Annotated in this window: 7 protein-coding genes; 1 reads left to right on the top strand and 6 read right to left on the bottom strand. The window is 63.5% G+C overall.

Going from position 1 to position 12,246, the window contains the following annotated elements:
* The 6 genes from BK660_RS18950 to BK660_RS18920 all read right to left on the bottom strand — a co-directional run bounded on the left by BK660_RS18950 (nucleotide 1) and on the right by BK660_RS18920 (nucleotide 11,612).
* Entirely contained in the window at nucleotides 1-1,551 is a 1,551-nt protein-coding gene (locus BK660_RS18950; RefSeq protein ID WP_123434534.1) for a cytochrome c/ABC transporter substrate-binding protein, read from the bottom strand.
* Between the two features lie 7 nt (nucleotides 1,552-1,558).
* Nucleotides 1,559-2,179, bottom strand: a complete 621-nt coding sequence (locus BK660_RS18945) for an SCO family protein (protein ID WP_123434533.1) — start codon at nucleotides 2,177-2,179, stop codon at nucleotides 1,559-1,561.
* A complete protein-coding gene (locus BK660_RS18940; protein ID WP_123434532.1) occupies nucleotides 2,176-2,832 on the bottom strand; it encodes an SCO family protein in 657 nt (218 codons plus the stop codon). The genes BK660_RS18945 and BK660_RS18940 overlap by 4 nt, the downstream gene beginning before the upstream one ends.
* Before the next feature lie 13 nt (nucleotides 2,833-2,845).
* The gene (locus BK660_RS18935) at nucleotides 2,846-4,798 is read right to left on the bottom strand and encodes a cytochrome D1 domain-containing protein (RefSeq protein ID WP_123434531.1); all 1,953 of its coding nucleotides are present in this window, start codon (nucleotides 4,796-4,798) and stop codon (nucleotides 2,846-2,848) included.
* A 183-nt stretch (nucleotides 4,799-4,981) separates the two neighbouring features.
* On the bottom strand, nucleotides 4,982-10,798 hold the full coding sequence (gene mnxG, locus BK660_RS18925) for a manganese-oxidizing multicopper oxidase MnxG (RefSeq protein WP_123434529.1): 5,817 nt from the start codon (nucleotides 10,796-10,798) through the stop codon (nucleotides 4,982-4,984).
* A 205-nt stretch (nucleotides 10,799-11,003) separates the two neighbouring features.
* On the bottom strand, nucleotides 11,004-11,612 hold the full coding sequence (locus BK660_RS18920) for a lytic transglycosylase domain-containing protein (RefSeq protein ID WP_123434528.1): 609 nt from the start codon (nucleotides 11,610-11,612) through the stop codon (nucleotides 11,004-11,006).
* A 195-nt stretch (nucleotides 11,613-11,807) separates the two neighbouring features.
* On the opposite strand from BK660_RS18920, the gene gspG reads away from it, so the two are divergent.
* Complete coding sequence (gspG, locus tag BK660_RS18915; protein ID WP_059181132.1) at nucleotides 11,808-12,242, top strand: type II secretion system major pseudopilin GspG; 435 nt, start codon at nucleotides 11,808-11,810, stop codon at nucleotides 12,240-12,242.
* Nucleotides 12,243-12,246 lie beyond the last annotated feature (4 nt).

The raw sequence follows: 12,246 nt of genomic DNA, 5'->3' as shown, positions 1-12,246 counted from the left end.
TCAGGGCATGGCAGCAATGGGTTTGTAGGGTGCAACCACAAAGAAGCGTTGGTCGGGCAAGTCCACCGTAACGACGTGGGCACCGCTCAAGCCCAGGCGACGGCCCGGGCCGAAGTTGATCAACGGGGTCAACCCGGTTTCGAAATCATGCAAGCCTTCCAGGGCACTGATGAGCTTCTCGCGGCTGGCGTCGCGTCCGGCCTGCTTCATGCCTTCGCCGAGCAGCAGCATCGAGCTGTAGGCGCCGACTTGCAGCACCGCGTGCTGACCGCCCAGCCCCTGGTTTTCGCGCAATTGCGTCAGCGCCAGACGCCCGGCCAGCGTCCAGTCGCTGGGCACGAACGGGTAGGCCAAAAACAATCGCCGGGAAAACCCGCTGGGCATTTGCAACACGTCACCGGCCACCTGATTCGAGGCGGCGAACAAGTAAGGCACCTGCCCCGCTTTTTGCAAACGCTCGGCCAGACGACTGAAACCTCGGCCACTGCCCAGGTAAAACACCGAGCGCGAACCCAGCGGCAGTTCGTCTTGTGCCTCGTCGTAGGCTTGCAACCGCACCTCTTGCCAGCCGTGATCCTGCAAGTACTGGCCGAGGTCCTGCGCCGCTTGCCGCTGGCTCGGTTCGTCCGGGTAGGTAATCAGCGTCGGCCCCTTGAGCACGCGCAAATTGGCGGTGCCGTAGTCGGCCAGGGCGATCAGCTGTTCGCGCAGCCCCGGCAACGGTTCAAAGATTTGCCGACTGGCCTGCACCATGCCTTGTAACGACAGCGGCCCGATCAGCGGAATCCCCGCCTGTTCCAGACGCGCCGCGAGGTCCACATCCAGCGCCGGGGCCAGCGGTGAGATCAGGGCGAACACTTGCTCTTGTTCGATCAACTGTTCCAGCGCCAGTTCTGCACTGGCGCGGTCCGGGCCAGGGTCGAGGATGGTCAAACTCACCTGCCGACCATGAATGCCGCCCGCTACATTAATTCGTTCCACGCTGCCCTTGAGCACCGCCGCGACCGTGGCGCCTTCATCGGCCAGCGGTCCCTGACTGGGCAACAGGGTGCCCAGGTGCAAACTGTCGGCGGTCAAACCGGGGTCGCGGTCATCGGCCACACGCTTGAGGTAGGCCGTGAGGTTGCGTTGATCTTTCATCGACAGCACGAACCGCGGCATCGCCGGGTCGAGCCGGTTGTTGGCCGAATCGCGACCTTCGGCAATGGCGCGGGCCAACGCGCCCTCGGTGTAGGCCGGATAGTCGCGGCCGTTGACTTGCTCCTGGCCATAGCGGCTGGAGAGTCGCGACCAACTGATGTCCGGCGGGCGCACCCCACCTTCTGGCCGCCCCTGGCCGTCGGCGCCATGGCAGTTGGCGCACGGCAAGCTGCTGGCCGGCAAGATCATGTCGGCCGCGCCGACCCGGGCCATGACCGGTTCACCGCTCTCGGACAGCCCCTCGCGGTACAGGCGTTTGCCCGCACTCTCGCTGGGGGTGAGCGCTAAGGCATGGGCGGTGCAATGAATGCCGCCCAGCAGTAGCAGGCCGAGGACCAGGGACGTTTTCATGGCGCGCTCAACGACCGGCCACGGGCATGGTCAGCAACTGCAAGCGCTGAGCAATGGCGGCGGCCGGGGCATCGGGACGGATTTTGCTCCAGCGCTTGTTCGCCACGTCACCGACGATCAACTGCGTGGAATGCTGTTCAGGGGTCGGCACGATCTGGCCGATACGACTCAGGACAAGGTCCATTTGTGACTTGTCGCCGGTAAGAAAAAACCAGTGGGGCCCATCGACGCCCTGTTTCAAGGTGTAAGCCTTGAGTACCGCCGGCGTATCGCGCAGCGGATCACTGGTAAGGGAGATAAAAGTGATGCCATCCGCCTTGTCGCCCAGCAACTCACGCACCTCCTTGAGCTTGCGGGTGATCAGCGGACAGGCATCGTTGCAGCTGGTGAAAATCACGTTCAGCAGCACCACGCGGTTTTGCAGCGCATCGCTATAGAAGCGCAGGGTTTCGCCGTTCTGATCCTGCAGCGGCGTGTCGGTGAACCAGGTTTTCGCATCGTGCGTGCCGGTCGCCGGTTGTGCGCCGGCCACCGCCGGCGCAGGCTCTACGTGCCCTTCGTGGGCAAACGCCATCAAGCTGACAATGCAAAAGCACATCGTGAAGAGGATCAGGGCGAGCGCTCTCATGGCTGTTGCTCCATGGCAATGGCGGTGTGTTTGGCGTGGGCATTGCGCTGGCCACTGATCTTCTCGACTTCACGGGTCAGCACGGCTGGGTCGGTGAAGCCGTAGTAGCGTGTCCAGTGACGGCTGTTGCCATCGCCGACAAGAATCAATGGCTGATGGTTCTTGAAGTCGCCACTGAACGAGCCCAGGCCCTTGAGGGTTTCACTGATCGACTGCGAACTGCCGGTCAGCCAGCTCCAGCCCGGACCGTTCTGGAAGTTGCGGGCGTAGTCGTTCAGGCGTTTGGCGTCGTCGCGCTGCGGGTCGACGCTGATCGACACCAGTTGCACCTCCCCACCGACCCGCGCACCCAGTTGTTTTTGCACCTTGCCCATGATTGAGGACACCACCGGGCACACCGTGGTGCAACTGGTGTAGATGAAGCTCATGACCACGATTTTGTTGCTGATCAGGTCCTTTTCCAGGCGCACCGATTTGCCGTTCTGGTCCACCAGCGCCACATCGGCGAACTTGACCTGGGCACTTTCGGAAGTGGCGGGCTTGGCGGGCATGTCGTGCCCGGCGTGTTCGTCCGCCGAGTGCGCCAGGGCCTGACCGATACCGGCCGCCAACAGGCAGAACGTCAGCAAACCACGGTGTGCGAAACGGTTCATGTCGGTGTCCTCTTCAGTTCGCAGTGCCGGGCAGAACCCGGACGCTGGCAAAGGTCTTGTCATCGAAATTCGCACCCAGCGACGCCGCACGAACGTGCAAGTACCACGCGCCGTTCTGGTCCAGGGTCACCGGGGCTTCATAGATGCCATTGCCCATGTCGAGGGCCGCGACTTCCTGTGCCCGTGACGTCGGCGCACGGAAGTAGCGCACCTGAACATCCTTGACCCCGCTGCGCCGGGTCTTCTGCTGGCCCTGGACGATGCGAAAGCGCACCACGTAGGGGCTGCCGAGGGCGGCCGTGGACTTGTCGAGCATGAACTCCACTTTGGGCACGCCGGGGTGTTGGGCGATTGAGGGGTCAGGCTCAACCAACGCGGTGAAGCAATGAATGATGTTCGGTTGATTGAGCAGGAACGCCACGTCGAAACGCCCCGCCGACGGCAGCTTGATCCGCGCGCTGTACAGCCCCGGTTCGACCTCGCGCAAGCTGCGGTCTATGACCATCGCCGCCCGCGCCACTTGCCCGCGATTGGGGTACCCGGACATCGGCGCGTTCATGCCTTCGGCATAGAAATAGGTGGTGTTGTCCACCGGGTTGACCACGAACACTGCGTTGTCGTCCCGCGACACCGCCAGGCTCGACGCCAGCGGCAGATCCCCCGCCAGCCGTGGTGCTTGCGGTCCCGCTTCGAATCCCTGGCTGATCGGCGTGCGACCCTGGCCCAGCGACGACAGATTGATCATCGTGACTTTCGCCGAGGCCAATCCGCGGACATACGCATAGGCCTTGGTGAACACCACTTGATACGGTTCGGCCGACACGTCCAGTTCATGGATCAGCGAGTCGGTGGCGGCATCGATCACCGAGGCCTGGTTCTCCAGGGTGTTGAGCACAATGCCGAAGCGACCGTCAGCGCTGAAGCCCATCGGCCCCAGGCCCTGTTTCGCCTTGATCACCCGGCGCACCGCCAGGCTGGCGCTGTCGACCACGGTCACGGTGCCGTCCTCGCCATCGGCGACGTACACTGCCTGGGACAGCGGCGAGTACGCCACCGACAGCGGGTGCGAGCCGGTCTTGAGTTGTTTGCTGACGGTCAGGCTGGCGATGTCGATGATGCTCAAGGTGCCGTCGTCGCGGTTGGTGACGAAGGCAAAGCGACTGTCCTTGCTGAAGGCGATTTCATGATGCCCGGCCCCGGTGGCCAGGTGTTTGAGGGTCTTGAGGCTACGGGTGTCGATCACCGTGACGCCGGACTCGTCGGCGGTCGACGCGTTGTTACCTACCCACAACAGACGTTCATCCGGTTGCAGGGCCACGCGCACCGGGTTGCTGCCGGCGCTCACCGACTCCAGCAATTTGAATTGCTCACTGTCGATCACCGCCACTTCCCCGGCGGTCGGCATCGAGATGAAGACTCGTTTGTTGTCCTTCGGGGTGATCCAGTCCATCGGCGGTTGTTTGAGGTCGATCCGCGCCATGGTGCTGGTGATGCCGCCCACCGACACCGACGGGTCGACCACTGAAACGCTGGCATCGCGGTTCATCACCAGCAGGAAGTAGCTGTTCAGGTCCAGCAGCGGCCGCGCGCCGATGCTCGATTTGAGGAACACCCCGACCCGGGATTTGCAGCTTTGCTCGCGGCCCTGGGCCTGGTCGGCGGCAATGGTTTCGGGGTCGAGCCAGGCGCCGGGGTTGACGCCCGATAGCGGCTGGCCCGAAGTGCTGTCCTTGACCCGGAACTGCACGTCGGCAAACTCGCCTTCGCGCAGTACACCGTCCTTGGCCAGCGGCTTGACCTCAAGCGCCACCGAGACCCCGTCACGGGAGAGGTTCTGGCCGCTCCAGGTGTCCGGCAGGGCGACTTTGCTGAGCATGCTCGGCGGCGCGGTGCGCCAAACACCCAGGCTGACCAGCGCGACGCCTATTACCAGCGCACCACTGGCGATTCTGATGGTCCTGTTCATCCCTCTCTCCCCTTCTCAGTTCTGTTCCCTGTGGCGAGGGGGCTTGCCCCCGTTGGGTTGCGAAGCAGCCCTAAAATCTCTGAGGTACCAAGATCCTGTGAGTGCTACTCACTCAAACGGGGGCAAGCCCCCTCGCCACAGGGCTTGCTCCCAAAGGGACGGTGTCGCTCCCATCCCCTCGGCTTACGGCGCCGGTGCCGGTTCAGGTTCGTTGGTCACCCGCAGCAACCCCCACAGCCCGGCGGTATTGCCGTAGCCGGCGTAGTCACGGAACAGGTAGTCGCCCGGTATCGCATTGCTGCCCCCGGCGCTCGGGTGCATGAAGCTGAAGTGCGCCGCCGGCAGGATGCTTTCGTGGGCGCCGATGTACATCGACATCGGGTTGTAGCCAAACCGCACCGAACCCACGCCGGGCGTACCCATCGGGTAGCCGCCGGTGTCGCTCTTCTCCGACTGGAACGGGTTGACCGACCAGACGTGTCCGTCCAGCTGGAACGTCGAACCACGGCTGCCACCGGTGGGCATCAGGATGTGGGTACGGAACGGTTGCCCCGGTTTGGCATACAGCACCGGCGTCTGCGGATCGCCCCCCACCAGCGCGTTGCTGTAGGCCATGTGCGCGTTGGGCACGTCGCCGTAACCGTTGCCATCGGCGTGACCGAACGGCGCGTCCGGCGGCAGGCCGAAGCGGTACCACATCGGCTCGGTTTTATAGTTGATCGCCATGCTCGAGTTGTCCTGCGGATCGGTCGGGACACCCGCTTCCGAGGCAATGCCTTCCACCGGCCGGCCATTGGCCCAACGCATGTTGAGTGCCTTCTGCCAGACCATCGCAAAGTCGCGGTAGGTGGTTTGCCCAGGCGCAGTGACCGTCGCGTTGACCTTGCGCGCGTCCTCAACCCAGGTCGCGCCGATCGGCAGGATGCTCATCGCACCACCGAGGCCTTTTTGTGGCTGCTTGATCACGTCGGCCGGAGTGAAATTCAACCCGCCGAACTCCACCGCCGTGGCGTTGATGTTGTCGACACTGCGGCCCAGTTGCGTAATCGGCTTGCCTTCACGCTCCAGGTGCCCGGCGTAGTACTGATAGGTACGCGTCGGGTACGCACCGCTGTTGCCAACGCGTGGCGGTACGGTCTGGATCGGGTTGGTGCCGACGTTGGTGCCGTCGGATTTGGTGATGTCATACGCCAGCAGTTGGGCGTGCAAACCCACCGTGCTGGACGGCCGCATCAGGTTGTTGCTGAAGGTGGTCGAGCCTTCGCCACCGTTGCGGTCACGCTTGACCATGCCCATCACCGAAGCGGTCTGGACCAAGTCCGGCATCACGCTCGGCAAACGGTTTTCCAGGGTGATGTTGATGCAATCACCGGCCGCCGCGCGCAGCACCAGCGGTTCGACAGGCACACCGGGTTTCAGCTTGCCGGTGACCGGGTCGAGGTCGGACTTGCGCACGTACAGAATCGCGGTCGGGTCATGCAGCGGGCCGCTTTGCCCGCCGATGGTGAAGGTCGTGCCGTCCTCGGGGTCGTTTACCGTGACCTGTGGAATGCTCACCGCACGGGAGTTGTACACCAGCGTACCGCCCGCCGGATTCAACGGCCCGCCGACATGCTGGCCGATGCCCGCCGGGTCTGCCATGGACAGGTTCAGCGGATTGCCGAGGATGTCGTTGGCCAGTGCCGCGACCACTTCATAGTTGCGTTGCACGGTCGGCCGGGTGCCGATGCCGTTCGGGTTGGCGCCAATCCGCGGGCAAGCGCCATCGAAGGCCACGGTGTTGCGCATGCCCGCCGGTTTCGGGTTGTTCGGCAGCGCGAACAGGTCGTTGCGTTGCGCGGTGTAGTTGCGCATCACACCCCAGATTCCGCTCCAGTAACCTTCCAGGGAGGCGTCCATCGAGTACAGGTAATCCCCGGTGGTCGCCGCTGAACTGGACAACATCGAGACCGGCGCGATGAAGCCCATCTGCTCGGAGATTCCGATCATTTGCGACGCGCGCCAGCCGGAGTTGGAGCTGTTGCCGAAACCGGAACCGCTTTGCAGCCACTTCACGCCGTGCAGGGTCACGTTGTGCTCTTCTTCATGACCGCCGGCATGCACCCGCAGCCGCACGTTGTCACCGGTGTAGGTGCGCAGCATCGGCGTGAACGGATCACCCGGTTCGGCGCCGCCCTTGTTGATGTGCGGCGGGAACAGCGTGGTGCCGCCGGTAGGGCCGGTGGCGGCGGTGACCAGGTTGGGTGCCAGGTTCATCGCCGGGATCGCCCGGTCGGTGCGGCTTTGCATGGCGTACGCAAGGTCACCGCCGAGGCCGTCGGCCTGCATGCCGCGCTTGCCGTCCGGGCCGACCTTGTTCGGGTCGTACACCCGCAGGGCCAGCGGTTCGTTGCGGTAATTGACCACGAACATGCCAGGGTCATCCACCGAGATGGCTTGTGGGCACGGCCGGCTCGGGCAGCCAGGCGACAGCCCACCGCGGGCTTCAACCACCTGCTCAAGCAGGGTCGCGGCTTCCTTGCGTACCGGTGGGTTGATCGCGTAGCGGAAGCTGTCGGCAGTGGCCGGGAAGGATTGCGCATTCGGCACGCCATTCGGGCCGGCGCCCACGTACACACCCGCTTCATAGGCGTGCTGGAAGTCGCTGTATTCGAGGAAGAACTCACGGAAGCTGTCGTTCTTGCCGTCGCCGTCCAGGTCACCGGTAGAAATCACCGCTTGCCACGAAGTCGGCCCGCCGTCCTGCCGCGCGCCGCTGTACAACGGCTCGCCGGTTTCGGCGTGGAACCAGGTGGAACCGGCCGGCTCTGCCAATACGGTGGCGTACAGCCCGATCTGTTGGTGCGTCGATGGGCCCAGGTGGTCGTGGGTGAAAATGGTCCCCAGGCCACGGTCGACGCCTTTGCTGTTGACCACCGGATCGACGAACCAGCGCTGCATCGCCGTGCGCGCGCCCACCCAGTCAGCCCGGCCATATTGACCAAAGAACGGATGCTGCTTGGCTACCGGGCAAGTCGGTGTGCCGTCACGCGGGTCGGTGCCTTCGCACTGGTTGAACAGGCGAATCGCGTGGATGCGTTCTTGCACCGCGCCGGGGGAAAGCACGCCGTCTTCATAGTTCCAGCCGTTGGCCGAACCGTCAGCAGCGGTCAGGTCCCATTTCGGCAGGTGGATGTGCTGGCCGATCACGTCGGTCGGCGTACGCACCTGATAGTCATCCATCTCGTAGATGGCGGGCACCAGGTTGGTTTGCTGGTACTGCACGCAGTCGAAGGTATTCATGCGCATCACCAGCGGTTCTGGCGGACGCTGTTTGGTGATCACCGGCCAGGCGTCTTCCCACAGCGCCAGGATGCGCGCTTGCGGGAAGTGGTAGCCGACCTTGTTGTACACCGCGTCGAACTGGATGTTCGCTGCTTTGTAGATGCGCGGACGGTCGGCGGTGAAGGTCGAGGAACCGGTAAACGACAACCCGTCGACCCGTTCGCCGCTGTTGAACTCGCCGGTGCCGGCGCTGGCCGTCAGGCGTTTTTGCCGATCGTCCATGCACGGTTCGTAATACGGCGCCCCCGCCATCGGCAACGCACCGTTGGTGCGGAAATTGCGCGCCACCACTTGATTGCCCGGCAGCACGGCGAAGCTCGGATGTTCTTTTTTGGCGTGGAACGCCATGGCCGCCTGTTCCACTTCAGTGCCTTCTTCAGGCATGTAAATCGGTTTGGCGCGGGTCACTTCCTTGGAGAAATCCAGCGACGTGGTGACGGTGTGTGCCTGCCCACCCGAAGAGAACCCGTCCAGTGAATGACGCCCCAGACCGCCGTCCCAGCCACCGGACTGCGCCGGATCGAGGTTGGCCCACAAGGCATTGCCGCTGGTTTTCAGCGATTGCGCCTTGGCGGCGTCGAGCATGTCCAGCGGCGGAGTTGGCGGACGTTGGCCGACCGAACTTTCCATGCCACCGATCCAGAACGGGTAGCCGGGGTTTTTCAGGCTGCCGTCGGCATTGCGGTTGGCTTCACTGCGGTCCACCAGGGCCAGGGAACCGATGGCTTGAGCACCACCGCTACCACCGTGATGTTCGCCGTCGTCGCCCTCCTCGTCATCGCCCTGACTGGCCACCAGGGTTTCGCTGATCTTCGGTACGACCGCGACTTTGCCCGGCATTGGCGCCATGGCTTTGCCCGGCAGCGGCACGACCGCTGGAATTGGCGTGCCGGCGATGATCTCGCCATCGGGCAAGGCCCGTGCGCCCGCCGCCGGTTTACCGCTGCGCAACGCGTAAGGTTCGCTGTGATAGCCGTCGTTACCCTGTTGGGACACTTCGAGTTTGGTGCCTTCCTCGAACACATCGTGTACCCGCCACATGCTCCACATGCCTTGGGCAAAGTGCGGATAGAAGTGGCAGTGATAGATCGCATCGCCGGCCACGCGGTTGCGGTTGCCCGAACCGCCATTGGCGATTTCATAGGTGTAACCGGCGCCCGGCCCGATGCCCTGGGCATCGACATAATCGGAGTTATCGTCGTTGGGGTTGAACAGCCATTGATGGCCGTGCAAGTGGAAGATGTGCTGCTCGTGACCGTTGTGCGTGTTGCGGAATTTGACGAAGTCACCGATGTAGCTGTGGTTGACGTTGGCCGGCTCGGACGGGTACAGCGCCATGGTCGCCTTGACCCCGACCTGATCGGCGCGTGGCGTTTCACCCGGAAGAATGTTTTCCAGGCCGACGTTGGCCGGCACGTCCACCAGCATCGCCACGTCCCCCACGGTGTGGGAACTGAGGAAGAATTCTTCATAGGCGCAGGACAGGCAATCGTGCATCGGCCCGACGCCCAGTCGGTTGGCCACCACCTCGGCGCCCATGCCGCCAGAACCGTAGTTGATCATGAACGAGTCGCGGGTCGGCTCCAGCACGTGGGCCATCACCGGGTCCGCCCAGTACGCCGGGAATGCCTGGGTCGCAGCCACTTCGTCCTGGAACTGCGAGGCGAAATCGCGGAACGGTTCCAGCCGGTTAGGCAGCGCCGGGTTGCGTTTGCCGATGGCTTCCAGCGGATAAGTCGCGGGCGGGAAGCTGCCATCGGCGTTGCTGCCCATCACGATCGCATCGCTCTCGCTGGAGATGATTTCACTGCCGTCGACCATGCCGATGATCGGCGTGCCGGCCTTGCCTTCACGGATCCACGGTTCGCGCTGCGGGTAGCGCGCCTGGTAATCGACAATCGGCTGGCCGGCCGGGGTGCGGCCGCTGCTGGCCAGGCGCATCTCTTCTTCGGTGACTGTGTTGCGATAGGTACGACCGCCCTTGGGCACCACCACCACTTCACCGAACAGGCCGTTGGCGACGTTGCCCGCATCGCCTTCACCGCCGAAGGTGGCGCCACGGCTGCTGGCGGCAAACGCGCCTTCCCGCTCGGCGTACAGGGTGTAGGAACGCGTGGCACCGGGCGGAATCAGCGTGTTGGCATTGCGCCCGGTGAAGGACGCGATGTCGTCAATGCTGTTGACCGCTTGCAGGCCGTTGACCTGGAAGCCGACATGGCGGTCAGTGACTTGCTCATCGACCTTGAACTGGTCGGCATTGCCAGTTGCCCCCCCTTCTGCGCCCTCGACGTCGGTCTCTTCGTGCTTACCGGGGTTGGCCTGATACGCCAGCAGGTTTTGCAGGTTGATCGTCAGGCAATCACCGGCGGCCACCCGCAGCACCAAGGGACGCGGACGCTTGTCGGGCCGCAACGAGACTTTGCCCGGCACTGCCGCGCCACCTTGGGCGAGGGACATGTTGTGATCGTCGACCACGTCGCGGCGCAGGGCGAACATCATGCCGTTGGCGTTCTGTGCGCCGAGGCGGTTGAACATCAGCGGCTGATCCAGCGCCACGACGTTCGCCACCAGATTGCGTTCGCAACGGGCGGCCGCATCGGCCAGCTCGATGCCAAACAGCGGCGCTAAAAACAACAGCAGGTTAACCAGATGATGAGCGTGGGGTATGCCGGACATAATCACGGGCCTCGCATTGGGTGCTCACAGGGAACAATTCTCGACAAATGCGCTGGAGCAATCCTCATGCCAAAAATAATTGTGATGTTTTTCAGCTGCTTGAGATGACGACTTGATAAGCCGGGGGATATTCCCCACTAATTCCCCACTTTTCTGCCGGGGCCATCATTCCCCACTGTTGGGGCAAGCCGGCACGGGGTTTCGACTACAACGGCGCGTCCACGGCCAGGCCCTGCAAACGCCGGTATTGGCGCAGGACATCCGGCACGTAGCGCTGGGTTTCGGCGAACGGCGGGATCACCCCGCCACGGCTGAGCACCGCTTGCGGCCCGGCGTTGTAGGCCGCCACCGCGAGGGCAATGTCGTTGTCGAACAGGGTCAGCAGGCGCTTGAGGTATTTGGCGCCGCCCTGGATGTTGGCCTTCGGATCGTAGACATCCTTGACCCCCATTTCGCGCGCGGTGTCGGGCATCAATTGCATCAGCCCGCCAGCGCCTTTGGCGGACGTTGCGTCGGCGTTGTAGCGGGACTCGGCGCGGATGACGGCGTGCAACAACGCCTCCGGAACTTCGTTGGCCTTGGCGGCCGCCGACACCAGTTCGGCATAGGGTTGTGCGGCGATCATCTGCGGTTGCTGATCAAGGCTGACGACCGCGGCGGTGGGCTCGTGAATCACCCGTTCATAGGTGCGGCCGGGACGGTGAACGTTGGACAAAACGTAGCTGCCCTTGGCGTCCACGGAAACGAAGACATCGGCCTGTGCGACGCTGGTCAACAGCAGACATCCGAGCAATCCAGTGGTGAGTGTTTTCATTGTTCGACCTCCCCTGGCCGGCCCCGAAAATTGGGGGTAATGCCCCACTGGCCGATCGTTAATCAGCCATACGCAAGCACTGTGCCGTAAGCGCAAAGGCCCGTAGCACGGGGAGTCCAGAAGGTCGCCCAAGGCTTTGCATGGCAATTGCATAAGCCTTTATTGCGACCCTTCTGCCGACTGTGTGAGGTCATCATGAATCAACGTCTGTGTTGTGCTCCGCGTACGCAACGCGGGTTCACCCTGCTCGAACTGTTGGTGGTGCTGGTGGTGCTGGGGCTGTTGGCCGGCATCGTCGCGCCGAAGTATTTCGCCCAACTGGGCCGTTCCGAAGTCAAAGTCGCCAAGGCGCAAATCGAGGGCCTGGGCAAGGCGCTGGATTTGTATCGCCTGGAGGTCGGGCACTATCCCTCGACCGAACAGGGCTTGCAGGCGCTGGTCACTGCGCCGAGCGATGAAACCCACTGGACCGGCCCTTACTTGCAGAAAAAATTGCCGCAGGACCCTTGGGGCCGTAACTACACCTACCGCTATCCCGGCGAAAACGGTGAGTACGATCTGCTGTCCATGGGCAAGGACGGCCAGCCCGGTGGCGAAGGCGAAAACGCCGAAGTCACCAGTTGGCAATGACGGG

It is taken from the genome of Pseudomonas brassicacearum, from assembly GCF_003732265.1.
In the GTDB taxonomy this organism is placed as follows: Bacteria; Pseudomonadota; Gammaproteobacteria; order Pseudomonadales; family Pseudomonadaceae; genus Aquipseudomonas; species Aquipseudomonas brassicacearum_D.
Note: the sequence above shows the minus strand (reverse complement) of the source record. Positions and strands in the feature narration are given on the sequence as shown.